Raw genomic sequence first — 22,665 nt, forward strand, 5'->3', positions numbered from 1 at the left:
GTTAGTGAGACGCTGCTGCCGCGTTGTGCTGGCGGTGGCGGGTCACGAAGCCCAGAGCGAAGCACATGATGAACACCACGGCATACAGACCGTTAGCGGTGTGCAGCGCCGCCAGCGGGCCGCTGTGGGCCACGATCGGGCCGGTGACCACGAAGGTCAGCATGGTGCCGATGGTGCCGCAGGTCAGGACGAAGTTAACCAGCTTCGGCGAGGCCACTTTGGTCTGCAGGGAACCCAGGGTGATGATCGAGGTATAAATGGCGCTGGAGAAGAAGCCCAGGGTCAGAATGAACCACGGCATATGCTCCGGTGAACCGTTGATGAACAGGTACATCAGCACGGTCGCCAGCCCCGCCAGCACGGTCAGAATGCGCTGCAGGTCGAAGAAGCGCAGGATGAAGCTAAACGCCCACATGCCGAACATGTAAGACATCCAGAAATCGCTCACCAGTTTACCCGCGTCGTTCAGGCTCATGCCCAGACCTTTGGCGTACTCCGGTACCCAGGAGATAAAGCCCAGCTGGCCCAGGATGTAGCACAGCGCGGCGATGGAGAGGAACAGCACGCCGATGCCCCACTTTTCTTTCGCAACAGGCTCTGCGGTGGTTTGCGCTTTCTTGCCCAGCACCGGGAACTCACAGCCGAAGGTCAGAATAAAGATCGCCACGTAGACCAGGCCGATGCAGGCATAGACCCAGTACCACTCGATGCTGCGCGCCAGCAGAACGGCCGCGAGCATCGGAAAAATCATTCCGGCCATGCTGAAGAAGGAGTCGGTAAACAGCAGACGCGCGCCGCGCTGGCGGCCTTCATACATATGGGTAATGAGGAACGTACCGATCGACATGGTGATCCCGCTGACCAGACCGAGCACGAACATGGCGGCGGAGAACAGGGCGATGCTGTGGCTCAGCATCAGGCCCGCCACGGCGGCAACCATCAGCACAAAGCCAAAGCGCAGCTGGGTTTTCAGCGGGACGATTTCCATCAGCCAGGCATTCAGGAAGATAGAGATCAGGATCCCCGCGTTGAGGAAGGTAAAGGTGTTACTCATGCTGGAAACGGGCAGCTGGAAGTAGTCTGCGATATTCCCCATCACCATCCCGGTGACGATCACCAACGCGCCGGTCAGGGCGTAGGAGAAGAAGCTGATCCATGTGAGCTTGATGCGATTGCTGTTAGTCATGTCTGGCCTGTTCAGAAAAAGAAAAGCGCCCGGGGGGCGCTGAGAGCGGGCAGATTTTAGTCTCTAAAGTGATCTATTCCTATCTTTTAAGGGCAATGATTACGTCATTGCAGTTTTTAGTGTGATCTAAATCACATTAATTAACGGCGTAACCAATCGTTTGCGCGGTAATAATTGTTTCAACTTCGTAAAATTAGGTAAAAGGCTGGTCTCCGTTCATACTGCTCTTTAGAATCAAGCCATTCGCTTTTTATACTGCGCTTTGTTAAGGAATTCTCATGCTCAAATCAACACTGGCGGCTGTCGCAGCTGTGTTTGCTCTTTCTGCCGTTTCCCCTGCTGCGCTGGCAGCCAAAGGGGACCCTCACGTTCTGCTGACCACCTCTGCCGGGAATATTGAGCTGGAACTGAATAGCCAGAAAGCCCCTGTTTCCGTGAAAAACTTCCTCGACTACGTGAACAGTGGTTTCTATAACAACACCACCTTCCACCGCGTGATCCCAGGCTTTATGGTGCAGGGCGGCGGCTTCAACGAGCAGATGCAGCAGAAACAGCCTAACCCGCCAATCAAAAACGAAGCGGATAACGGCCTGCTGAACAAACGCGGCACCATCTCCATGGCGCGTACCGCAGACAAAGACAGCGCGACCAGCCAGTTCTTCCTGAACGTGGCGGATAACGCCTTCCTCGACCACGGTCAGCGCGACTTTGGCTATGCCGTTTTCGGTAAAATCGTGAAAGGGATGGACGTGGCCGACAAGATTTCTCAGGTGCCTACTCACGACGTCGGTCCGTATCAGAATGTGCCGTCAAAACCGGTGGTTATCCTCTCCGCAAAAGTTCTGCCGTAATTCTTCTGAACGCGGGCTTCTCCTGCCCGCATTCTGTAACCCTCCCTGCGAAAGCGCGTTTTGCTGCTTATACTTGTGGCAAACGGACTATTCAGGGAGGCGTTAAGTGAAAAAGCTCACCGACAAGCAAAAATCCCGTCTCTGGGAACAGCAGCGTAACGTCAATTTACAGGCCAGTTGTCTCCTTGAAAAAGGTAATGGTCCCTCAGAGCCCCATATTGAGACGCTGGAGCTTGGGCCTTCCGCGCCCGGGTTGCCCCATCTGTGCCTTATTCATCGTCATTTGTACCGCAGCGAGATGAAGCGGGCAGGCGAGTTACGCACTGACGATATTTTTAAGGGTGATATTCCGTTCTGCCATTTCGAATACATCGAGAAGATGGGCAACGAGCTGATGGCGGCGCTGGAAAGCGAAAAGTATCTCGTGGGTCTTGAGAAAGCGGCGTTTGTTGACAGAGTTAGCCACTATTACTGCGAAATCAACATGCTGCATCCGTTTATGCGCGGCAACGGTATTGCCCAACGCGTTTTCTTCGAGCAGCTGGCGCTCCACGCGGGCTACTCGCTGGACTGGCGCGATATCGATCCCGATCAGTGGGTGGCTGCTAACCGAAGTGGCGCAACGGGGGATTTAACCGCGCTAAACGCTATCTTTGCCAAAGTAGTGAGCGAAGCGCGGGAATCTGAGTAGAATAGGGCGGCATTTTTTTCGGGGGCCGCCATGATTCTGCTGATTGATAACTACGATTCCTTCACCTGGAACCTTTACCAGTATTTTTGTGAACTGGGTGCAGAGGTGGTTGTCCGCCGCAACGACGAGATCGGACTGGCCGATATCGGGACGCTGGCTCCGCAGAAAATCGTGATTTCTCCGGGGCCGTGTACGCCGTCAGAATCGGGTATTTCTCTGGATGTTATCCAGCACTATGCCGGCAAGCTGCAGATCCTGGGCGTCTGTCTGGGCCATCAGGCGATTGCCCAGGCGTTTGGTGCCACCATCGTGCGCGCCGCCAAAGTGATGCACGGTAAAACTTCTCCGGTCACCCACGCCGGCACCGGGGTATTCACGGGGCTCAATAATCCGTTAACCGTGACGCGCTACCATTCCCTGGTCATTGATCCGTCTACGCTGCCCGACTGCTTTGAGGTGACCGCCTGGAGCGATACGCAGGAGATTATGGGGATTCGTCACCGCGAATGGGACCTCGAAGGCGTGCAGTTCCACCCGGAAAGCATCCTCAGCGAGCAGGGGCACGCGCTGCTGGCAAATTTCCTCAATCGCTGAATATCTGTTGCCTTGCTGTGATTTTTTATGCATATTTTGTGATTATATTTTCACAATCACTGTGACATAAAAATGGATGGTCATGACATGGCAACTGAACAACCAGCAATTACCCGCGCGACATTTGATGAAGTGATCCTGCCGATTTATGCACCGGCTGAGTTTATCCCGGTGAAGGGGAAAGGCAGCCGCGTCTGGGATCAGCAGGGTAAAGAGTATGTGGATTTCGCGGGCGGTATTGCGGTCACGGCGCTGGGTCATTGCCATCCCGCGCTGGTTGAGGCGCTGAAAACCCAGGGCGAAACCCTGTGGCATACCAGCAACGTGTTCACCAACGAACCGGCGCTGCGCCTGGGCCGCAAGATCATCGATGCGACCTTTGCCGAGCGCGTGCTGTTTATGAACTCTGGCACTGAAGCCAACGAAACTGCGTTTAAGCTGGCGCGCTACTACGCGACAACGCGCCACAGCCCGTACAAAACCAAAATCATCGCCTTCCACAATGCCTTCCACGGACGCTCCTTCTTTACCGTCTCCGTTGGCGGCCAGCCGAAGTATTCCGACGGGTTTGGCCCGAAACCGGCCGACATCGTCCACGTGCCGTTTAACGATCTGCACGCGGTGAAAGCGGTCATGGATGACCATACCTGCGCCGTTGTTGTCGAGCCGATCCAGGGGGAAGGCGGCGTGACGGCGGCAACCCCGGAATTCCTGAAAGGGCTGCGCGCGCTGTGCGACGAGCATCAGGCGCTGCTGGTCTTTGATGAAGTTCAGTGCGGGATGGGGCGTACCGGCGATCTGTTCGCTTATATGCACTACGGCGTGACGCCGGACATCCTGACCAGCGCCAAAGCGCTCGGCGGCGGTTTCCCGGTGAGTGCGGTACTGACGACGCAGGAGATCGCCTCCGCGTTCCACGTCGGTTCTCACGGTTCCACCTACGGCGGTAACCCGCTGGCGAGCGCCGTGGCGGGTGCCGCATTCGACATTATCAACACGCCGGAGGTGTTGAACGCCGTGAGCGCGAAGCGCGAGCTTTTCGTAAAACACCTGCAAAAGATTGATGAGCAGTACGATGTGTTCAGCGAAATCCGCGGGATGGGGCTGTTGATTGGCGCCGAGCTGAAGCCGCAGTACAAAGGCCGGGCGCGTGATTTCCTGCACGCCGCCGCCCACGAAGGGGTGATGGTGCTTAATGCCGGGCCGGACGTGATGCGCTTTGCGCCGTCGCTGGTGGTAGAAGACAAAGACATCGAAGACGGGTTAACCCGCTTTGCTGCTGCGGTCGAGAAGATTGTAAAAGGCTAATACTCGGTTCGCTTTAGCCGGCGCGTTAACCAAATGCCGTGATGCGGACGCTGACGCCATGCCACCGACGAAATGGTGTGCATGGTGTTCAGATGCCCCAGAACGCGCTGTAAATGCTGCTCCAGGGTGCTCATTGGCCCGTGGGTTAACGTCTCCGGCGCTTCCAGAATATTTGAGTCGCCCGATTCGCCCGGCGCATCATACTCCAGACGCTGCTGGCACCTCTGCAACGCAATTTCACATGACTGCAAATAGCGCTGCGCCAGATCCGGCGTTAGCATCGTGTGCTCGCGCGCCAGCGTGGTCATGGCGTTAATATGCTCGACGATAAACTGGCTGTGCGTCACCCAGAGCTTCATGTCTGCCAGATAGTGCGAGTTAAAGCCCGGCTCCTGCATCGCCTGGTTGAGCGAGTTAAACAGGGCGTTGTGCGCCTGGTTGACCTTCATCCGCTGATAGGCCAGCGGCGTCGGTTGAGGATTGTCGCTGAGGATTAGCCTGATGGCCTCCTGATCCGCTTCCAGCGCGTCGTGGGCGTTCTGCCTCAGCAGCCCGCTCTGCCACTGCGGCCACAGCCAGACCATGCCGCCAAAGGCAATCAGGCAGCCGATCAGAGTATCAATCAGCCTGGCGACAATAAACTGTTCGCCATTGAGCGTGAGCAGCTGCAGCGTATATACCGCCGTCACCGTAAAGCCCACCATCGCCCAGCCGTAGTTTTTGCGGATAATCAGGTAGCTCACCAGCGTAATCGCCAGCATCCCTGCCAGGGTATAGCCTTCCGGCACGTGGAAGTGCAGCGTCACGCCCGCAATGATCAGCCCGGCCAGCGTTCCGCCAGCCCGATGCAGAATACGCACCCGCGTGGCGCCGTAGCCGTTCTGGGTGACAAACAGCACGGTCATTAAGATCCAGTACGGTTTCGGCAGGTGCAGCGCCATGCCCATCAGGCTGGCGGTACTGAGCATCACGCTGATCCTTGCGGCGTTGCGCAGAGCGGACGATTTAAGAGAAAGATAGCTTTTGAGCGCGGGCAATAGCGGAAGCCGTTTTTGCTTATCCGCCATCAAGTCGCGGGGATAAAGCGGGCGCTGCGTGCGCAGCACGCGGGCGATGCGGCTGAAATGCCAGGCGGCAAACTGGCCGACCGGGTTATCGGGATGCTGGCGGGCGATTTTCTCCAGCGCGCCCAGCTGTTTTTCCATGTTAAAGCGCGTCGGGTAACGGTGATAGAGAATATCATCGGCCAGCACGCGCAGACGTGCCGAGACGGTCTGCGCGTTCCAGCGGATCACCGCTTCGGCGTGGCTGCGCTCGACCAGCTTTTGCACCTCCTGCGGGTGGTGAAGGCTTACGGAGATATGCTCCTGCAGATCCAGCCCGACCTGGAAGGTGCGCAGCAGCCGCTTGTACTCGTGGTTCTTGTTGGCGGCGAGCATATGCAGCTGCTGATAGCACTGGCTTATCAGATCCACCACCTTTTGCTGGCGCGTCAGCAGCGGCGGTAAGGATTTTTCCGGGTCGGTATGCTGGGTGAGCAGGGTGTATTTGGCTTCGCAGTAATCCGCAAGCTGCACATAGAGCAGGCTCAGGGATTCACGCAGCGGCTGCTCCCGCCACAGCCAGAACCAAAACCAGTTAAACAGCCCGTACCATAATGTCCCCAGGGCGTAGATCAGCAGCGGCTCCCACACCGGCATGTTCCCGGCGAGGCTCAGCGTGAAAATGGCCGCAATCAGCGAAGCGGGAAGCAGGCGGGCGTGCAGCGAACTGATTTCCGCCGTGACGCCGAGCGTCATCGCCAGCACGGTCAGGATCAGCGGCAGCGGGATATCCCGGGCGAGCAGGAGTTGTACGGCGAGGCTACACCCGGCAAACAGGCAGCCACCGATAATCAGGCGTTTGAAAAAGCGCTTATGCGGCGTGTCCAGACCGGCAATGTTGCAGCAGGCGGGCACGAGGGAAAACAGCAGGCCTTGCTGAAGATGTCCGAGGATCAGGCCTATGGCCACAGGAAGACACAACACCAGCGTTTGTCGCAGTGCGTAGTTAACTTCCGGGTGATAGATCAGCCTGCGCCACATGGGGAGTAGAGACAAAAACGGCGTGACACCTTGCGATGGCACGCCGTTTAAGCGGAATTAACGCGTTCCGTAGACCACGATGGTTTTACCGTGGGCGGAGATCAGGTTTTGATCTTCCAGCATTTTCAGGATACGACCCACGGTTTCACGGGAGCAACCGACGATCTGACCAATTTCCTGACGGGTAATTTTAATTTGCATACCGTCCGGGTGGGTCATGGCGTCTGGCTGTTTCGCCAGGTTCAGCAGGGTTTGTGCGATACGGCCGGTAACGTCCAGGAAGGCGAGGTTACCCACTTTCTCTGACGTGACCTGCAGACGGCGCGCCATCTGGGAAGAAAGACGCATCAGGATGTCAGGGTTAACCTGAATCAGCTGACGGAACTTCTTGTAAGAAATTTCAGCCACTTCACATGCTGTCTTTGCACGAACCCAGGCGCTACGTTCCTGGCCCTCTTCAAACAGGCCCAGTTCACCGATGAAATCGCCCTGGTTCAGATAAGAAAGGATCATCTCTTTCCCTTCTTCATCTTTGATCAGCACTGCCACCGAGCCTTTAACGATGTAATACAACGTTTCCGCTTTTTCACCCTGGTGAATCAGCGTGCTCTTCGATGGGTACTTATGAATGTGGCAATGAGACAAGAACCATTCGAGAGTCGGGTCTGTTTGCGGTTTGCCAAGCACCATGCGCTGTTATCCTCTGTTATAAGCTGTCACCAGAGTCATCAGATGCATCCGGACTCTGGGGTTGCAATCGAATTCTTACCCATACCCTGGGAAGTCGGCTACCGTAACGTTTCGCAGCCAGTAAAGTTTGATGTCCTCTGCATACACGTGTAACGTCAATGTATTACTGTAGCATCCTGAGTGTTTTAGCATAGCTTTCGCCGCGTGTCTCCTGGTGTCTCGCTTCAGCATGATGCAGGTCGCCTTCCATTGCGAGAAATGTAACGCACGCGTAATCTGTCACCAAAAATGCAACGTTGGAGTTAATGAATATGCAAGCGCGCGTGAAATGGGTTGAAGGTTTAACGTTCCTGGGCGAGTCCGCGTCAGGACACCAGATTTTGATGGACGGTAACTCCGGCGATAAAGCACCCAGCCCAATGGAAATGGTGCTGATGGCGGCAGGCGGATGCAGCGCAATTGATGTGGTGTCGATTCTGCAAAAAGGTCGTCATGACGTGACGGGTTGTGAGGTTAAACTCACGTCAGAACGTCGCGAAGAGGCGCCACGCCTGTTCACCCATATTAACCTGCACTTTGTGGTCACCGGTAAAGAGCTGAAAGACGCGGCGGTCTCGCGTGCGGTGGACCTGTCTGCGGAGAAGTACTGCTCTGTGGCGTTAATGCTGGAGAAAGCGGTAAAAATCACGCATTCGTATGAAGTGCTCGAGGCGTGATTGATGGGGCATCGTGCGTGTTGATGCCCTAACCCTCTCCCATTGGGAGAGGGAACATGCTCACGCGATCTGTTTCCCTTCCATCAGTCGCTCCACCAGCGGCGTCATGATGAGCTCCATCGCCAGCCCCATTTTTCCGCCCGGCACGACTAACGTATTCATGTGCGAAATAAACGAGCCCTGCAGCATTGCCAGCAGCCATGGGTAATCAATGCCTTCGAGATTGCGGAAATGGATCACCACAAAGCTCTCATCCAGCGACGGGATGCTTTTGGCCGCGAACGGGTTGGATGTGTCCACCGTCGGCACGCGCTGGAAGTTGATATGGGTGCGGGAGAACTGCGGCGTCAGGAAGTTAATGTAATCCTCCATGGAGCGCACCACGGAGTCCATCACCGCCTCTCGCGAATGGCCGCGCTCGCTCATGTCGCGCGTCAGCTTCTGGATCCACTCCAGGTTAACGATAGGGACCACGCCGACCAGCAGATCCACGTGGCGCGCCACGTCGTGTTGAGGCGTGACCACGCCGCCGTGCAATCCTTCGTAAAAGAGGACGTCGGTGGGTTCCGGCAGCGGCTGCCACGGGGTAAAGGTTCCCGGCACCTGATTCCAGGGTACGGCTTCATCATAGGTATGCAGATACTTGCGGGACTGCCCTTTGCCGCTCTTACCGTACTCTATAAAGGTTTGTTCCAGCAGGCCAAAGTCATTGGCCTCCGGGCCGAAGTAGCTGATGTGTTTACCCGAATCGCGCGCCTTACGAATGGCCATGTCCATCTCCGGACGCGTGTAGCGGTGAAAGCTGTCGCCTTCGACCTCCGCCGCACGGAGATTCAGCTGGGCGAAAATCTTGCGAAATGCGAGGCTGGTGGTGGTGGTTCCCGCACCACTCGACCCCGTAACGGCAATAACCGGATGTCTGGCAGACATAGCAACTCCCTGACTGAAAAGGGTGGAAGATCAGCCGTGAAACGCGTTGCGGGGCATGATATTGACCGTCTCATGCAGTTCTGACCACACCAGCACCACGTCGCCGCTTTTCAGCTGGCGCTTAACATCGTTGACCTTTTGCTCAAGCGAGCGTTCCTGTTCACCATAATCGGTGCCTTCGCGTAATACAAAGCTTTCAATCAGATTGTCGAGCGTTTCGGGATCCAGATCCTGCCAGGGAATAATCATTTTGCACCGTCCAGATAAGGGGTCAGCCAGTCAGGAATACGCGCCTCAAGCCACATTTTCGGGCGGCGCAGCGTGCCGCCGATAAACCCGACGTGGCCGCCATGCTCGGTCAACTGATAGTGAACGTTGTCGGGCAGGAATTCCTGAGCGGGGATCGAGTGATGATCCATAAACGGGTCATCTTTGGCATGAATAATCAGCGTCGGCTGCGTGATCTTGCTGAGCAGCGGCATGGCGCTGCACTGACGATAATAGTCAATCGCATCGGCGAAGCCGTGGATTTTCGCGGTGATCAGGTCGTCGAACTCGCGGATACGACGCACCTTTTTCAGCTGGCGTAGGCTTACCGGCAGGGTATCCGGGTAGGCCTTCAGTTTACGCGCCGCGTTGGCCTTCAGCAGGTTGAGCAGGTAGCGCTGGTAGACGCGGGAAAAGCCTTTATCCATGTGGTAGCTGCACTGCTCGAGCATAAACGGCGCGGAGACAATGACGGCGGCATCCAGCGGGACGCTTTCGCCCTCTTTGGCCAGCAGACAGGCCAGCATATTGCCGCCAAGCGAGTAGCCCACGGCGGCCGTTGGCACGGTGCCATAATTTTCCCGCAGCCAGTGTAAAAACCACGTCCCGTCTTCGGTTTCACCCGAGTGATAAATGCGTTTCTGACGATTCGGTTCACCGCTGCAGCCGCGAAAATGCATCACCACGCCGAGCCAGCCGCGCGCTTTTGCCGCTTCAATTAGCCCATGCGCATACGGGCTGTGCAGGCTGCCTTCCAGACCGTGAAAGACCACCAGACGCGGTTTATGGCGAGCCTGTTCAGGCGCTTCGCTCCAGGCGAGATCCAGAAAATCACCGTCTGGCAGGTCAAGCCGTTGCCAGTGCGGGGTGAACTGAACCTTGCGGCGGATCAGTCGCGGCAGCATGGTCTGCAAATGGGGATTGGCCACGCCGCGCATAGGCACGAACTCAGTGCTGTCTTCGGCCGCAATGTCGAAGTCTGATGGAATGATTTGGGTCATAAGCGCGATGCTGATTCTTGTCGGAAATTTACGATACTTTCCGAATTGTACCCCGTTTAAGCTGGATTTCCGAACCCGGTACGGATTCTGTTCTTCAAACGGGGTAAACAGGTCAGTCAGCCTGCAGCATCGCTTCCAGCTGTTCCTGCGCGTCGAGCCAGGCCATCTCGCACTCTTCGAGACTGGATTTGGTCTTCGCCTGGGTTTGCAGGCAGTCGGTCAGCTCCGCTTTGCGGCTCTGGTCATACAGACCGCTATCGCCAAGCTTCTCTTCAACGACAGCCAGCGTGGCGTTGAGTTTTTCCATCTCTTTTTCGAGACGGGTAATCTCTTTACGCAGCGGCTGCGTCTGGGTGCGAAGCTCCGCTTCACGACGCTTCTGGTCTTTACGCGCCTGCGCGCTGTTGGCGTTGTCTTTTGCTGACTCTTCCGGCTGGTTTTCCTGCTTCTGCACGTCCGTCAGCCACTGCTGGTAGTCTTCCAGATCGCCGTCGAACGGTTCAACTTTGCCGCCGTGCACTAAATAGAGATCGTCCGTGGTGGAGCGGATCAGGTGACGGTCGTGCGAAACCACAACCAGCGCGCCTTCGAACTCAATCAGCGCTTCGGTCAGCGCCTGGCGCATGTCGAGATCCAGGTGGTTGGTCGGTTCATCGAGCAGCAGCAGGTTCGGGCGCTGCCAGACGATCAGCGCCAGCACCAGGCGGGCCTTTTCGCCGCCGGAGAAGCGCTCGGTGTTTTCAGTCACCTTATCGCCCTGGAAGCCAAAGCCGCCGAGATAGTCGCGCAGCTTCTGCTCCATCTCCTGCGGCGCCAGACGCGCAAGGTGCTGAATCGGTGATTCATCCGCGCGTAAAAATTCCAGCTGATGCTGGGCGAAGTAACCCAGCTTGATGCCCTTCGCCAGGCCGATTTCACCGCTGATCGGGTTAAGCTCGCCCGCCAGCAGTTTGATCAGCGTCGATTTACCGGCGCCGTTACGCCCCAGCAGGCCAATGCGGGAACCCGGCACCAGGTTGAGCTTGATGGAATCGAGAATAATGCGGTCGGCATAGCCCGCGCTGACCTTCTCCATCTTAAGCAGCGGGTTCGGCAGGCTTTCCGGCTCGCGGAAGCTGAAGTGGAACGGGTTATCCACGTGCGCCGGGGCAATCATCTCCATGCGTTCCAGCATCTTGATGCGGCTCTGGGCCTGCTTGGCTTTTGAGGCTTTGGCCTTAAAGCGATCCACAAAGCTCTGCAGGTGCGCCACGCGCTGCTGCTGGCTTTCGTACATGGACTGCTGCTGGGCGAGACGCGTCGCGCGCTGGCGCTCGAAGGAGCTGTAGTTGCCGGTGTACTCGAACATCGTTTGCTGTTCGATATGAATAATTTTATCCACTACCGGGTCAAGGAAGTCGCGGTCGTGGGAGATCAGAATCAGAGTGCCCTGATAGCTCTTGAGCCACTTCTCCAGCCAAATAACCGCATCGAGATCGAGGTGGTTGGTCGGTTCGTCGAGCAACAGCAGGTCAGAGCGGCAGATCAGCGCCTGCGCCAGGTTGAGGCGCATACGCCAGCCGCCGGAGAAGTCGCTGACCGGACGTTCCAGCTGTTCGTTGCTGAAGCCCAGGCCGTGCAGCAGGCTGGAGGCGCGGGAGCGAATGGTCCACGCGTCGATGGCGTCCAGCTTGCCGTGAACGGTGGCGATGGCGTGACCGTCGTTGCGCTCGTTAGCAGAATGAAGTTCCGCTTCGAGCTTACGGTATTCACGGTCGCCGTCGATAACATAGTCGAGTGCCGGTTCGCTCAGCGCAGGCGTCTCCTGGTTTACCCAGGCGAGCTGCCAGTTTCCCGGGAAGGTAAAGTTACCGCCATCCGCGCTAATCTCGTTTTTCAGCAGCGCCAGCAGGGTGGATTTACCGCAGCCGTTTTTGCCGACCAGACCCACTTTTTGGCCCGGGTTGATGGTAGCAGTGGCGTTATCCAGCAGGACGCGCACGCCGCGACGAATTTGTAACGAGGAGAAAACAATCATAGAAGCGCCGTATGTTCCGACTATGTTAATTTGTCATTATGATAATGTAAGGTGTGGGCCATTTTCCGCACCGGGCCGCCATGGTAGCCCAAAACAGCGACGATACACAAAAACAGAAACAAGACCGGGAGGGGAATGATGTCTCAGACAGCAAAAGTGCTGCTGCTGTATGCCCATCCGGAATCTCAGGACTCGGTGGCAAACCGGGTGCTGCTTAAGCCGGCCACACAGCTTAGTAACGTAACGGTGCACGATCTCTACGCGCACTATCCTGATTTCTTTATTGATATCCCTTACGAGCAGGAGCTGCTGCGTCAGCATGACGTGATTGTGTTCCAGCATCCGCTTTATACCTATAGCTGTCCGGCGCTGCTGAAAGAGTGGCTGGACCGCGTGCTGAGCCGGGGCTTCTCCAGCGGGGTGGGGGGCAACCAGCTGGCGGGAAAGTACTGGCGTAGCGTGATTACGACCGGTGAACCCGAAAGCGCTTACCGTCACGACGGGCTGAACCGCTATCCGATGAGCGACATCCTGCGGCCTTTCGAGCTGACGGCGGCGATGTGCCGTATGCACTGGATGAGCCCGATTATTGTCTACTGGGCGCGGCGTCAGGATCCGAAAGAGCTGGCAAGCCACGCCAGAGCCTACGGTGAATGGCTGGCGTCGCCCATTCCGGCAGGAGGTCGTTAATGGAAGGATCGAATTTGCTCCTCGCCGGGGTGCTGTTTTTATTTGCGGCCGTCGTCGCCGTGCCGCTTGCAGCCCGTATTGGTATCGGTGCGGTGCTGGGGTATCTGCTGGCGGGGATCGCGATTGGCCCCTGGGGGCTGGGATTCATCAGCGATGTCGATGAGATCCTCCATTTCTCCGAGCTGGGCGTGGTGTTCCTGATGTTCATCATCGGCCTGGAGCTGAATCCTTCGAAATTGTGGCAGCTCCGACGCTCTATCTTTGGCGTGGGCGCCGCGCAGGTGTTATTCAGCGCCGCGATCCTGGGCGGCCTGTTAATGCTGACCCACTTTTCATGGCAGGCGGCGGTGATTGGCGGGATAGGCCTTGCGATGTCGTCGACGGCGATGGCGCTGCAGCTGATGCGCGATAAAGGGATGAATCGCAACGAAGCCGGTCAGCTGGGCTTTTCGGTGCTGCTGTTCCAGGATTTGGCGGTGATCCCGGCGCTGGCGCTGGTGCCGCTGCTGGCGGGGTCCGGGGACGATCACTTCGACTGGGCTAAAATCGCCATGAAGGTGCTGGCCTTCGCGGGCATGCTGATTGGCGGTCGTTTCCTGCTACGTCCCGTGTTCCGCTTTATTGCCGCGTCGGGCGTTCGCGAGGTGTTTACCGCCGCGACGCTGCTGCTGGTGCTGGGATCGGCGTTGTTTATGGACGCGCTGGGGCTGTCGATGGCGCTCGGGACCTTTATCGCCGGGGTGCTGCTGGCGGAGAGCGAGTATCGGCACGAGCTGGAAATTGCCATCGATCCCTTCAAAGGGCTGCTGTTAGGCCTGTTCTTTATTTCGGTGGGGATGGCGCTCAACCTCGGTGTGCTCTATACCCATCTGCTGTGGGTGGTCGTGAGCGTCGCCATCCTGGTGGCGGTGAAGATGCTGGTACTGTACGTCATGGCGCGTATCTACGGGCTGCGCAGTTCGGAACGCATGCAGTTTGCCAGCGTGTTGAGCCAGGGAGGCGAGTTCGCGTTTGTGCTGTTCTCCACCGCATCTTCCCAGAAGCTGTTTAAAGACGATCAGATGGCGCTTTTGCTGGTGACGGTCACGCTGTCTATGATGACCACGCCGCTGCTGATGAAGCTGGTGGATAAACTGCTGTCGCGTCGCCTGAATCCAGCTGACGATGAAGACGAAGCGCCGTGGGTGGAAGACGATAAGCCACAGGTGATTGTGGTGGGCTTTGGCCGCTTCGGACAGGTTATCGGGCGTTTGCTGATGGCGAACAAAATGCGCATTACGGTACTGGAGCGTGATATCAGCGCGGTCAACCTGATGCGCAAATATGGCTATAAGGTTTACTACGGCGACGCGACCCAGCTTGAGCTGCTGCGCTCGGCGGGGGCCGAAGCGGCAGAGTCCATCGTAATTACCTGTAACGATCCGGAAGACACGATGAAGCTGGTGGATCTGTGCCAGCAGCATTTCCCGCATCTGCATATTCTGGCGCGCGCGCGGGGACGTGTTGAAGCTCACGAATTGTTGCAGGCGGGTGTGAAACACTTCTCCCGTGAGACGTTCTCCAGTGCGCTGGAGCTGGGCCGTAAGGCGCTGATCTCGCTGGGCATGCATCCGCATCAGGCGCAGCGCGCCCAGATGCACTTCCGCCGGCTGGATATGCGGATGCTGCGCGAGCTGATGCCGGTACATACCGATACGGCGCAGATCTCCCGCGTGCGGGAAGCGCGTCGCGAGCTGGAGGAGATCTTCCAGCGAGAGATGCAACAGGAACGACGCCAGCTTGATGGCTGGGATGAATTTGAATAAAGGGTAACGAAAGATGGCTGTACGTAAACGCTTTATCGCGGGTGCAAAATGCCCGACCTGCCAGGCGCAAGATACCCTGGCGATGTGGCGGGAAAATAATATTGATGTTGTTGAGTGTGTTAAGTGCGGTCACCAGATGCGTGAGGCCGATAAAGAGGCCCGCGATCACGTTCGCAAAGAAGAGCAAGTTATCGGGATTTTTCATCCGGACTAGCGATATGCCCTGAGTTTTTTTAAGCTAAAGGGTACACGGGTGCAGATTTCCGCTACAATCTGCGCCAGCAATTTTCCCACGCTCAGGAGATATCATGAAAGTAGCAAAAGACCTGGTGGTCAGCCTGGCCTATCAGGTACGTACAGAAGACGGTGTGTTGGTTGATGAGTCTCCGGTGAGTGCGCCGCTTGACTACCTGCATGGTCACGGTTCCCTGATTTCTGGCCTGGAAAACGCGCTGGAAGGTCATGAAGTTGGCGACAAATTTGACGTTGCTGTAGGCGCGAACGACGCTTACGGTCAGTATGACGACAACCTGGTTCAGCGCGTTCCTAAAGACGTGTTCATGGGCGTTGACGAACTGCAGGTTGGCATGCGCTTCCTGGCTGAAACTGACCAGGGCCCGGTTCCTGTTGAAATCACCGAAGTGGAAGATGACCACGTCGTGGTTGACGGTAACCACATGCTGGCTGGCCAGAACCTGAAGTTCAACGTAGAAGTTGTTGCGATCCGTGAAGCGACCGAAGAAGAGCTGGCTCATGGCCACGTTCACGGTGCACACGGTCACGACCATGACCACGATCACGGCCACGACGGCTGCTGCGGTGGTCACGGCCACGATCACGACCATGGTCACGACCACGGTAAAGGTGGTTGCGGTAACGGCGGCTGCGGTTGCCACTAATTCCGTCATGCGGAAAATAAAAAAGCGGGATAATAATCCCGCTTTTTTTACGCCTCAATAATGAGGAGGTGGCGTCTCTTCTGACTGAGAGGCAATGTTTGACGGCTGCGTGGCCTTCAGCTTTTCCGTCAGCAGGCGCATATGATCCCGCAGTTTCGCCATTTCGAGCTCATGTGCGGTCACGGTCTGGTTTAGCTCTTCGATGGTGATGTCCTGAAAAGCCAGGCGGCTTTCCAGCTCAGCCATTCTCGCTTCTATTGCTGTATCCTTCATCATTCACCTCGTTTATTTCAGATTCGCCATAATGGCCCTGCGGCGGCGCAGTTTAACTGAGTTTATCCTTAAGTACAGTCCGCATCCCCTTGGCAGGAAACTTATTTAAACAAAAATAGTCTGAAAAGTGGCGAGAATTGGAAGTGTCTGTCTGTAGATTTCTTCCGCAACGTTTTATAGTACGTAACTCATTTACGTTTAACGCTGGGGTGAGAGTCCCCAGGCCCTGGAGATATGGATGAAATCACTGTTTAAAGTAACGCTGCTGGCGACGACGATGGCTGTTGCGCTGAACGCGCCGCTGTCATTCGCTGCTGATACTGCTGCGAAGCCTGCTGCCACTGCAGACAGCAAAGCGGCGTTCAAAAATGACGACCAGAAATCCGCCTACGCACTGGGCGCATCTCTGGGTCGCTATATGGAAAACTCTCTGAAAGAACAAGAGAAACTGGGCATCAAACTGGATAAAGCTCAGCTGATCGCGGGCGTTCAGGACGCATTTGCAGATAAGAGCAAGCTGTCTGACCAGGAAATTGAACAGACTCTGCAGGCGTTCGAAGCGCGCGTGAAGGGTGCCGCGCAGACCAAGATGGACGCGGACGCTAAAGACAACGAAGCGAAAGGCAAAGCCTACCGTGATACCTTTGCCAAAGAGAAGGGTGTGAAAACCTCTTCTACCGGCCTGGTGTACAAAGTTGAGAAAGAAGGCACCGGCGATGCGCCTAAAGACAGCGACACCGTTGTTGTGAACTACAAAGGTACGCTGATCGACGGTAAAGAGTTCGATAACTCTTACACCCGCGGTGAGCCGCTCTCTTTCCGTCTGGATGGTGTGATCCCGGGCTGGACAGAAGGCCTGAAAAACATCAAGAAAGGCGGCAAGATCAAGATGGTTATCCCACCGGATCTGGCCTATGGCAAAACCGGCGTTCCGGGTATCCCTGCCAACTCTACGCTGGTCTTTGACGTAGAGCTGCTGGATATCAAACCGGCACCAAAAGCGGATGCGAAAGCAGATGCACCGGCTGACGATAAAGCCGCAGCTGCTAAGAAGTAATGTTGAAAAAAACCGCCGCCTTTCAGGCGGCGGTTTTTTTATTGTGGGGCAGATATAATTAACACTGGAAAGCGCTACGCACGCTGTATTAATTTAGTTGTCCGTGTAGATAATGAGCCTGCCCTGAAAACCTAACGACAGGCTCCTGAAAAGGAGTGTTTTTTTCATGTCCAGGTCGCTTTTAACCAACGAAACCAGTGAACTTGATTTGCTGGATCAACGTCCTTTCGATCAGACCGACTTCGATATTCTGAAATCCTACGAAGCGGTAGTGGACGGGTTAGCGATGCTCATTGGCTCCCACTGCGAAATCGTATTGCACTCCCTGCAAGATCTGAAGTGTTCCGCCATCCGCATTGCGAATGGTGAGCATACTGGCCGTAAAATTGGTTCGCCAATTACCGACCTTGCATTGCGTATGCTGCATGACATGACCGGCGCGGACAGCAGCGTCTCCAAATGCTATTTCACCCGCGCCAAAAGCGGCGTGCTGATGAAATCAGAAACCATCGCGATTCGAAACCGCGAGCATCGTGTTATTGGGCTGCTGTGCATCAACATGAACCTTGATGTGCCATTCTCGCAAATCATGAGCACCTTTATTCCACCAGAAACGCCGGATGTTGGCTCTTCTGTTAACTTTGCCTCCTCTGTTGAAGATCTGGTGACGCAGACGCTTGAGTTTACGATTGAAGAGGTGAATGCCGATCGCAACGTCTCGAACAACGCCAAGAATCGTCAGATCGTGCTCAATCTTTATGAAAAAGGGATTTTTGATATTAAAGACGCCATCAACCAGGTGGCCGATCGTCTGAACATCTCCAAGCACACGGTCTACCTCTATATTCGCCAGTTCAAAAGCGGCGATTTCCAGGGACAAGACAAGTAATGCGCTTTGCGTTAATGGTGACAGGCCCGGCGTACGGCACTCAGCAGGCCAGCAGCGCGCTGCAGTTTGCGTATGCGCTACTGGCGGCCGGACATGAGCTGGCGAGCGTCTTCTTCTATCGGGAAGGGGTGTATAACGCGAATCAGTTTACGTCACCGGCGAGCGATGAGTTTGATCTAGTGCGCGCCTGGCAGGCATTAAACGAAAAGCAGGGCGTAGAACTGCACATCTGCGTGGCGGCGGCACTGCGCCGCGGCGTGACCGATGCAACCGAAGCCGCACGTCTTGGTTTATCGGGTTCTAACCTGCAGCCCGGCTTTTCGTTGAGTGGTCTGGGTGAACTGGCACAGGCGGCATTAACCTGCGACAGAGTGGTACAATTCTGATGAAGCGTGTCGCGTTTGTTTTTTCCTCCGCACCGCACGGCAATGCGTCCGGCAGAGAAGGGCTGGATGCGCTGCTCGCGACCTCAGCATTGACCGAAGATATCGGTGTCTTCTTTTTGGGCGACGGCGTATTTCAGCTTCTGGCGGGGCAACAGCCTCAGGCCATTCTGGCGCGTGATTACATCGCGACGTTCAAAGTATTACCGCTTTACGATATCGAAACCTTCTATGTCTGTGCCGACTCCCTGGCCGCGCGCGGTTTAAACGAGGCAACGCCTTTCGTGCTGGATGTGACAGTCCTGTCTTCTGCTGCACTGCGCGAACACCTTTCCCACTACGACACCGTTCTGACTTTCTGAGGCTGACATGCTCCATACTCTGAGCCATTCACCGTGGCAATGTGATATCGACGCGTTACTGAGTATGCTGCGCGAAGGTGATGACCTGCTGCTGATTCAGGATGGCGTGCTTGCCGCACTGGACGGCAGTCGTTTCGTTGAAATTCTCACGAATGCCCCCATAACAGTCTCTGCGCTGAAGGACGATCTGGATGCGCGGGGTCTTTCTGGTCAAATTTCAGCCAAAATTGACGTGGTTGGCTATACTGATTTCGTCAATCTTACTGTGACGCACGCCAGTCAAATGAACTGGTGATTTGAGATCGCTGTATATTTCTTGACACCTTTTCGACGTAGCCCTAAAATTTCGCGTCCTCATATTGTATGAGGTCGTTTTATTACGTGTTTACGAAGCAAAAGCTAAAACCAGGAGCTATTTAATGGCAACAGTTAACCAGCTGGTACGCAAACCACGTGCACGCAAAGTTGCGAAAAGCAACGTGCCTGCGCTGGAAGCCTGCCCGCAGAAACGTGGCGTATGTACTCGTGTATATACCACCACTCCTAAAAAACCAAACTCCGCACTGCGTAAAGTATGCCGTGTGCGTTTGACTAACGGTTTCGAAGTGACTTCCTACATCGGTGGTGAAGGTCACAACCTGCAGGAGCACTCCGTGATCCTGATCCGTGGCGGTCGTGTTAAAGACCTTCCGGGTGTTCGTTACCACACCGTTCGTGGTGCGCTGGACTGCTCAGGTGTTAAAGACCGTAAGCAGGCTCGCTCCAAGTACGGCGTGAAGCGTCCTAAGGCTTAATGGTTCTCCGTTAAGTAAGGCCAAACTGATTTATCTTAATGTCACACTAAACTCTTTGAGTTTTGGACAATCCTGAATTAACAACGGAGTATTCCCATGCCACGTCGTCGCGTCATTGGTCAGCGTAAAATCCTTCCAGATCCGAAATTCGGATCAGAACTGCTGGCAAAATTTGTAAATATCCTGATGGTAGATGGTAAAAAATCTACTGCAGAAGCAATCGTATACAGCGCGCTTGAGACCCTGGCTCAGCGTTCTGGTAAAAATGAACTGGAAGCTTTCGAAGTCGCTCTCGACAACGTTCGCCCAACCGTAGAAGTTAAGTCCCGCCGCGTTGGTGGTTCTACTTATCAGGTTCCAGTTGAAGTTCGTCCGGTTCGTCGTAATGCTCTGGCAATGCGTTGGATCGTTGAAGCTGCTCGTAAACGCGGTGATAAATCCATGGCTCTGCGTCTGGCGAACGAACTTTCTGATGCTGCAGACAACAAAGGTACTGCAGTTAAGAAACGTGAAGACGTTCACCGTATGGCAGAAGCCAACAAGGCGTTCGCACACTACCGTTGGTAATCCCTTCGGAGTATTAGTCACCAGGCGGGCGCTTCAGAGAAGCCGCCCGCTCTGGGTAACTTAACTGAACGCCTAAAGATATAAACGAGGAATCAAATGGCTCGTACAACACCCATCGCACGCTACCGTAACATCGGTATCAGTGCGCACATCGACGCCGGTAAAACCACTACTACCGAACGTATTCTGTTCTACACCGGTGTAAACCATAAAATCGGTGAAGTTCATGACGGCGCAGCCACCATGGACTGGATGGAACAGGAGCAGGAGCGTGGTATCACTATCACCTCCGCAGCGACTACTGCATTCTGGTCAGGTATGGCTAAGCAGTACGAACCGCATCGCGTAAACATCATCGACACCCCAGGGCACGTTGACTTCACCATCGAAGTAGAACGTTCCATGCGTGTTCTTGACGGCGCGGTAATGGTTTATTGCGCAGTTGGTGGTGTTCAGCCACAGTCTGAAACCGTATGGCGTCAGGCGAACAAATATAAAGTTCCACGCATCGCGTTCGTTAACAAAATGGACCGTATGGGTGCTAACTTCCTGAAAGTTGTTGGCCAGATCAAAACCCGTCTGGGCGCGAACCCTGTTCCGCTGCAGCTGGCAATTGGTGCTGAAGAAGGCTTCACCGGCGTTATCGACCTGGTGAAAATGAAAGCCATCAACTGGAACGATGCAGACCAGGGCGTTACCTTCGAATACGAAGATATCCCAGCTGCAATGCAGGACCTGGCTGACGAATGGCACCAGAACCTGATCGAATCCGCTGCTGAAGCTTCTGAAGAGCTGATGGAGAAATACCTGGGTGGTGAAGAACTGACTGAAGAAGAGATCAAAAAAGCTCTGCGTCAGCGCGTTCTGAACAACGAAATCATCCTGGTAACCTGTGGTTCTGCGTTCAAGAACAAAGGTGTTCAGGCGATGCTGGATGCGGTAGTTGACTACCTGCCATCCCCGGTTGACGTACCTGCGATCAACGGCATCCTGGACGACGGTAAAGATACTCCGGCTGAGCGTCACGCAAGCGACGAAGAGCCATTCTCTGCACTGGCGTTCAAAATTGCTACCGACCCATTCGTGGGTAACCTGACCTTCTTCCGCGTTTACTCTGGTGTGGTTAACTCCGGTGACACCATCCTGAACTCTGTGAAAGCGGCGCGTGAACGTTTTGGCCGTATCGTACAGATGCACGCTAACAAACGTGAAGAGATCAAAGAAGTTCGTGCGGGCGACATCGCTGCAGCTATCGGTCTGAAAGACGTGACCACTGGTGACACCCTGTGTGACCCGGATCACCCGATCATTCTGGAGCGTATGGAATTCCCTGAGCCGGTAATCTCCATCGCAGTTGAACCAAAAACCAAAGCTGACCAGGAAAAAATGGGTCTGGCTCTGGGCCGTCTGGCGAAAGAAGACCCATCATTCCGCGTATGGACTGATGAAGAATCTAACCAGACCATCATCGCTGGTATGGGTGAACTGCACCTGGACATCATCGTTGACCGTATGAAGCGTGAATTCAACGTTGAAGCGAACGTGGGTAAACCTCAGGTTGCTTACCGCGAAGCGATTCGCGCGAAAGTTACCGATGTTGAAGGTAAACACGCTAAGCAGTCTGGTGGTCGCGGTCAGTACGGTCACGTTGTGATCGACATGTACCCACTGGAGCCGGGCTCTAACCCGAAAGGTTACGAGTTCATCAACGACATCAAAGGTGGTGTAATTCCTGGCGAATACATCCCAGCCGTTGATAAAGGTATCCAGGAACAGCTGAAAGCGGGCCCTCTGGCTGGCTATCCGGTTGTTGACATGGGGGTTCGTCTGCACTTCGGTTCTTACCACGACGTTGACTCCTCTGAACTGGCGTTTAAACTGGCTGCGTCTATTGCCTTTAAAGAAGGCTTTAAGAAAGCAAAACCAGTTCTGCTTGAGCCAATCATGAAGGTTGAAGTAGAAACTCCTGAAGAGAACACCGGTGACGTTATCGGTGACTTGAGCCGTCGTCGCGGTATGCTGCGTGGTCAGGAATCCGAAGTAACTGGCGTTAAGATCCACGCTGAAGTTCCGCTGTCTGAAATGTTCGGATATGCAACTCAGCTGCGTTCTCTGACCAAAGGTCGTGCATCATACACCATGGAATTCCTGAAGTATGATGATGCGCCTAACAACGTTGCTCAGGCCGTTATTGAAGCCCGTGGTAAGTAATCCACAGGATTAAAACCTAAGTCCCGTGCTCTCTCCACAGGGGAGAGCACTATAGTAAGGAATATAGCCGTGTCTAAAGAAAAATTTGAACGTACAAAACCGCACGTCAACGTTGGTACTATCGGCCACGTTGACCATGGTAAAACTACCCTGACTGCTGCAATCACTACCGTTCTGGCTAAAACCTACGGTGGTTCTGCTCGTGCATTCGACCAGATCGATAACGCACCAGAAGAAAAAGCTCGTGGTATCACCATCAACACTTCCCACGTTGAATATGACACCCCGACTCGCCACTACGCACACGTAGACTGCCCAGGCCACGCCGACTATGTTAAAAACATGATCACCGGTGCTGCGCAGATGGACGGCGCGATCCTGGTTGTTGCTGCGACTGACG

25 protein-coding genes and 2 pseudogenes are annotated in these 22,665 nt (G+C 55.2%); 19 read left to right on the forward strand and 8 right to left on the reverse strand.

Annotated elements, in window-relative coordinates:
• Position 1 precedes the first annotated feature (1 nt).
• Positions 2–1,186, reverse strand: coding sequence for an MFS transporter TsgA (tsgA, locus tag ACZ6J2_RS17425; protein ID WP_471726321.1), 1,185 nt, complete (start codon positions 1,184–1,186; stop codon positions 2–4).
• Positions 1,187–1,464: 278 nt separating this feature from the next.
• Here tsgA and ppiA point away from each other — a divergent pair, with 278 nt between their 5' ends.
• The 5 genes and pseudogenes from ppiA to argD all read left to right on the forward strand — a co-directional run bounded on the left by ppiA (position 1,465) and on the right by argD (position 4,630).
• Positions 1,465–2,037 (forward strand): peptidylprolyl isomerase A, encoded by a 573-nt coding sequence (ppiA, locus tag ACZ6J2_RS17430; RefSeq protein WP_023309471.1) that lies wholly within the window; start codon positions 1,465–1,467, stop codon positions 2,035–2,037.
• A gap of 106 nt (positions 2,038–2,143) precedes the next feature.
• A pseudogene (locus ACZ6J2_RS17435) lies at positions 2,144–2,215 on the forward strand (YhfG family protein); the annotation flags it as partial.
• A gap of 45 nt (positions 2,216–2,260) precedes the next feature.
• Positions 2,261–2,728, forward strand: a pseudogene (locus tag ACZ6J2_RS17440) (putative adenosine monophosphate-protein transferase Fic); the annotation flags it as partial.
• 30 nt (positions 2,729–2,758) lie between these two features.
• Entirely contained in the window at positions 2,759–3,322 is a 564-nt protein-coding gene (gene pabA / locus ACZ6J2_RS17445) for an aminodeoxychorismate synthase component 2 (RefSeq protein WP_471726322.1), read from the forward strand.
• 87 nt (positions 3,323–3,409) lie between these two features.
• On the forward strand, positions 3,410–4,630 hold the full coding sequence (gene argD / locus ACZ6J2_RS17450) for a bifunctional acetylornithine/succinyldiaminopimelate transaminase (protein WP_172421409.1): 1,221 nt from the start codon (positions 3,410–3,412) through the stop codon (positions 4,628–4,630).
• Here the strand turns inward: argD and ACZ6J2_RS17455 are convergent.
• The gene (locus ACZ6J2_RS17455; protein ID WP_471726331.1) at positions 4,627–6,714 is read right to left on the reverse strand and encodes a YccS/YhfK family putative transporter; all 2,088 of its coding nucleotides are present in this window, start codon (positions 6,712–6,714) and stop codon (positions 4,627–4,629) included. The two genes, argD and ACZ6J2_RS17455, sit on opposite strands and share 4 nt — an antisense overlap.
• 57 nt (positions 6,715–6,771) lie before the next feature.
• On the reverse strand, positions 6,772–7,404 hold the full coding sequence (gene crp, locus ACZ6J2_RS17460; protein WP_000242758.1) for a cAMP-activated global transcriptional regulator CRP: 633 nt from the start codon (positions 7,402–7,404) through the stop codon (positions 6,772–6,774).
• A 311-nt stretch (positions 7,405–7,715) separates the two neighbouring features.
• Here crp and ACZ6J2_RS17465 point away from each other — a divergent pair, with 311 nt between their 5' ends.
• On the forward strand, positions 7,716–8,120 hold the full coding sequence (locus ACZ6J2_RS17465) for an OsmC family protein (RefSeq protein ID WP_471726332.1): 405 nt from the start codon (positions 7,716–7,718) through the stop codon (positions 8,118–8,120).
• Between the two features lie 60 nt (positions 8,121–8,180).
• On the opposite strand, the gene ACZ6J2_RS17470 is transcribed toward ACZ6J2_RS17465, so the two are convergent.
• The 4 genes from ACZ6J2_RS17470 to ACZ6J2_RS17485 form a co-directional block, all read right to left on the reverse strand.
• The gene (locus ACZ6J2_RS17470) at positions 8,181–9,050 is read right to left on the reverse strand and encodes a phosphoribulokinase (RefSeq protein ID WP_023309465.1); all 870 of its coding nucleotides are present in this window, start codon (positions 9,048–9,050) and stop codon (positions 8,181–8,183) included.
• Between the two features lie 30 nt (positions 9,051–9,080).
• Complete coding sequence (locus ACZ6J2_RS17475; RefSeq protein WP_471726323.1) at positions 9,081–9,299, reverse strand: YheU family protein; 219 nt, start codon at positions 9,297–9,299, stop codon at positions 9,081–9,083.
• Positions 9,296–10,318, reverse strand: a complete 1,023-nt coding sequence (locus tag ACZ6J2_RS17480; protein WP_039263094.1) for a hydrolase — start codon at positions 10,316–10,318, stop codon at positions 9,296–9,298. Before ACZ6J2_RS17480 ends, ACZ6J2_RS17475 begins: the two co-directional genes overlap by 4 nt.
• A gap of 112 nt (positions 10,319–10,430) precedes the next feature.
• Entirely contained in the window at positions 10,431–12,335 is a 1,905-nt protein-coding gene (locus tag ACZ6J2_RS17485; protein ID WP_471726324.1) for an ABC transporter ATP-binding protein, read from the reverse strand.
• A gap of 138 nt (positions 12,336–12,473) precedes the next feature.
• Here ACZ6J2_RS17485 and kefG point away from each other — a divergent pair, with 138 nt between their 5' ends.
• The 4 genes from kefG to slyD all read left to right on the forward strand — a co-directional run bounded on the left by kefG (position 12,474) and on the right by slyD (position 15,729).
• Positions 12,474–13,025: a glutathione-regulated potassium-efflux system ancillary protein KefG gene (gene kefG / locus ACZ6J2_RS17490; RefSeq protein WP_014885493.1), complete on the forward strand. Its 552-nt coding sequence runs from the start codon at positions 12,474–12,476 to the stop codon at positions 13,023–13,025.
• A complete protein-coding gene (gene kefB / locus ACZ6J2_RS17495; protein WP_471726325.1) occupies positions 13,025–14,830 on the forward strand; it encodes a glutathione-regulated potassium-efflux system protein KefB in 1,806 nt (601 codons plus the stop codon). Before kefG ends, kefB begins: the two co-directional genes overlap by 1 nt.
• A 13-nt stretch (positions 14,831–14,843) precedes the next feature.
• The gene (locus ACZ6J2_RS17500) at positions 14,844–15,044 is read left to right on the forward strand and encodes a YheV family putative zinc ribbon protein (protein WP_010436300.1); all 201 of its coding nucleotides are present in this window, start codon (positions 14,844–14,846) and stop codon (positions 15,042–15,044) included.
• Positions 15,045–15,138: 94 nt separating this feature from the next.
• Positions 15,139–15,729 carry a peptidylprolyl isomerase gene (gene slyD, locus ACZ6J2_RS17505; protein ID WP_014833521.1) on the forward strand — a complete coding sequence of 197 codons (591 nt, stop codon included), beginning with the start codon at positions 15,139–15,141 and terminating at the stop codon, positions 15,727–15,729.
• Between the two features lie 54 nt (positions 15,730–15,783).
• On the opposite strand, the gene ACZ6J2_RS17510 is transcribed toward slyD, so the two are convergent.
• Positions 15,784–16,002: a protein SlyX gene (locus ACZ6J2_RS17510; RefSeq protein ID WP_023309461.1), complete on the reverse strand. Its 219-nt coding sequence runs from the start codon at positions 16,000–16,002 to the stop codon at positions 15,784–15,786.
• 238 nt (positions 16,003–16,240) lie between these two features.
• Between ACZ6J2_RS17510 and fkpA the strand changes: the two genes are divergently transcribed.
• The 9 genes from fkpA to ACZ6J2_RS17555 all read left to right on the forward strand — a co-directional run.
• Positions 16,241–17,059, forward strand: coding sequence for an FKBP-type peptidyl-prolyl cis-trans isomerase (fkpA, locus tag ACZ6J2_RS17515; protein WP_023309460.1), 819 nt, complete (start codon positions 16,241–16,243; stop codon positions 17,057–17,059).
• Between the two features lie 166 nt (positions 17,060–17,225).
• Positions 17,226–17,948, forward strand: a complete 723-nt coding sequence (locus ACZ6J2_RS17520; protein ID WP_014171909.1) for a helix-turn-helix transcriptional regulator — start codon at positions 17,226–17,228, stop codon at positions 17,946–17,948.
• A complete protein-coding gene (gene tusD / locus ACZ6J2_RS17525) occupies positions 17,948–18,334 on the forward strand; it encodes a sulfurtransferase complex subunit TusD (protein ID WP_471726326.1) in 387 nt (128 codons plus the stop codon). Before ACZ6J2_RS17520 ends, tusD begins: the two co-directional genes overlap by 1 nt.
• Positions 18,334–18,693: a sulfurtransferase complex subunit TusC gene (gene tusC / locus ACZ6J2_RS17530; protein ID WP_033146791.1), complete on the forward strand. Its 360-nt coding sequence runs from the start codon at positions 18,334–18,336 to the stop codon at positions 18,691–18,693. Before tusD ends, tusC begins: the two co-directional genes overlap by 1 nt.
• 7 nt (positions 18,694–18,700) lie before the next feature.
• Positions 18,701–18,988, forward strand: coding sequence for a sulfurtransferase complex subunit TusB (tusB, locus tag ACZ6J2_RS17535; RefSeq protein ID WP_033146790.1), 288 nt, complete (start codon positions 18,701–18,703; stop codon positions 18,986–18,988).
• A 124-nt stretch (positions 18,989–19,112) separates the two neighbouring features.
• A complete protein-coding gene (gene rpsL, locus ACZ6J2_RS17540; protein ID WP_000246815.1) occupies positions 19,113–19,487 on the forward strand; it encodes a 30S ribosomal protein S12 in 375 nt (124 codons plus the stop codon).
• Between the two features lie 96 nt (positions 19,488–19,583).
• Positions 19,584–20,054 carry a 30S ribosomal protein S7 gene (rpsG, locus tag ACZ6J2_RS17545; RefSeq protein ID WP_004106370.1) on the forward strand — a complete coding sequence of 157 codons (471 nt, stop codon included), beginning with the start codon at positions 19,584–19,586 and terminating at the stop codon, positions 20,052–20,054.
• A 96-nt stretch (positions 20,055–20,150) separates the two neighbouring features.
• Entirely contained in the window at positions 20,151–22,265 is a 2,115-nt protein-coding gene (gene fusA / locus ACZ6J2_RS17550; RefSeq protein WP_033146789.1) for an elongation factor G, read from the forward strand.
• A 69-nt stretch (positions 22,266–22,334) separates the two neighbouring features.
• Positions 22,335–22,665, forward strand: a 331-nt coding sequence (locus tag ACZ6J2_RS17555) for a GTP-binding protein (RefSeq protein WP_227647507.1), incomplete at its 3' end; no start/stop codon positions are given.

This window comes from Enterobacter sp. E14S (assembly GCF_055666685.1).

Excerpts from the sequence above, each read along its gene's own strand:
- tsgA (WP_471726321.1), bottom strand. The coding sequence starts at position 1,186 with ATGACTAACAGCAATCGCATCAAGCTCACATGGATCAGCTTCTTCTCC.
- ppiA (WP_023309471.1), top strand. The coding sequence starts at position 1,465 with ATGCTCAAATCAACACTGGCGGCTGTCGCAGCTGTGTTTGCTCTTTCT.
- pabA (WP_471726322.1), top strand. The coding sequence starts at position 2,759 with ATGATTCTGCTGATTGATAACTACGATTCCTTCACCTGGAACCTTTAC.
- argD (WP_172421409.1), top strand. The coding sequence starts at position 3,410 with ATGGCAACTGAACAACCAGCAATTACCCGCGCGACATTTGATGAAGTG.
- ACZ6J2_RS17455 (WP_471726331.1), bottom strand. The coding sequence starts at position 6,714 with ATGTGGCGCAGGCTGATCTATCACCCGGAAGTTAACTACGCACTGCGA.
- crp (WP_000242758.1), bottom strand. The coding sequence starts at position 7,404 with ATGGTGCTTGGCAAACCGCAAACAGACCCGACTCTCGAATGGTTCTTG.
- ACZ6J2_RS17465 (WP_471726332.1), top strand. The coding sequence starts at position 7,716 with ATGCAAGCGCGCGTGAAATGGGTTGAAGGTTTAACGTTCCTGGGCGAG.
- ACZ6J2_RS17470 (WP_023309465.1), bottom strand. The coding sequence starts at position 9,050 with ATGTCTGCCAGACATCCGGTTATTGCCGTTACGGGGTCGAGTGGTGCG.
- ACZ6J2_RS17475 (WP_471726323.1), bottom strand. The coding sequence starts at position 9,299 with ATGATTATTCCCTGGCAGGATCTGGATCCCGAAACGCTCGACAATCTG.
- ACZ6J2_RS17480 (WP_039263094.1), bottom strand. The coding sequence starts at position 10,318 with ATGACCCAAATCATTCCATCAGACTTCGACATTGCGGCCGAAGACAGC.
- ACZ6J2_RS17485 (WP_471726324.1), bottom strand. The coding sequence starts at position 12,335 with ATGATTGTTTTCTCCTCGTTACAAATTCGTCGCGGCGTGCGCGTCCTG.
- kefG (WP_014885493.1), top strand. The coding sequence starts at position 12,474 with ATGTCTCAGACAGCAAAAGTGCTGCTGCTGTATGCCCATCCGGAATCT.
- kefB (WP_471726325.1), top strand. The coding sequence starts at position 13,025 with ATGGAAGGATCGAATTTGCTCCTCGCCGGGGTGCTGTTTTTATTTGCG.
- ACZ6J2_RS17500 (WP_010436300.1), top strand. The coding sequence starts at position 14,844 with ATGGCTGTACGTAAACGCTTTATCGCGGGTGCAAAATGCCCGACCTGC.
- slyD (WP_014833521.1), top strand. The coding sequence starts at position 15,139 with ATGAAAGTAGCAAAAGACCTGGTGGTCAGCCTGGCCTATCAGGTACGT.
- ACZ6J2_RS17510 (WP_023309461.1), bottom strand. The coding sequence starts at position 16,002 with ATGAAGGATACAGCAATAGAAGCGAGAATGGCTGAGCTGGAAAGCCGC.
- fkpA (WP_023309460.1), top strand. The coding sequence starts at position 16,241 with ATGAAATCACTGTTTAAAGTAACGCTGCTGGCGACGACGATGGCTGTT.
- ACZ6J2_RS17520 (WP_014171909.1), top strand. The coding sequence starts at position 17,226 with ATGTCCAGGTCGCTTTTAACCAACGAAACCAGTGAACTTGATTTGCTG.
- tusD (WP_471726326.1), top strand. The coding sequence starts at position 17,948 with ATGCGCTTTGCGTTAATGGTGACAGGCCCGGCGTACGGCACTCAGCAG.
- tusC (WP_033146791.1), top strand. The coding sequence starts at position 18,334 with ATGAAGCGTGTCGCGTTTGTTTTTTCCTCCGCACCGCACGGCAATGCG.
- tusB (WP_033146790.1), top strand. The coding sequence starts at position 18,701 with ATGCTCCATACTCTGAGCCATTCACCGTGGCAATGTGATATCGACGCG.
- rpsL (WP_000246815.1), top strand. The coding sequence starts at position 19,113 with ATGGCAACAGTTAACCAGCTGGTACGCAAACCACGTGCACGCAAAGTT.
- rpsG (WP_004106370.1), top strand. The coding sequence starts at position 19,584 with ATGCCACGTCGTCGCGTCATTGGTCAGCGTAAAATCCTTCCAGATCCG.
- fusA (WP_033146789.1), top strand. The coding sequence starts at position 20,151 with ATGGCTCGTACAACACCCATCGCACGCTACCGTAACATCGGTATCAGT.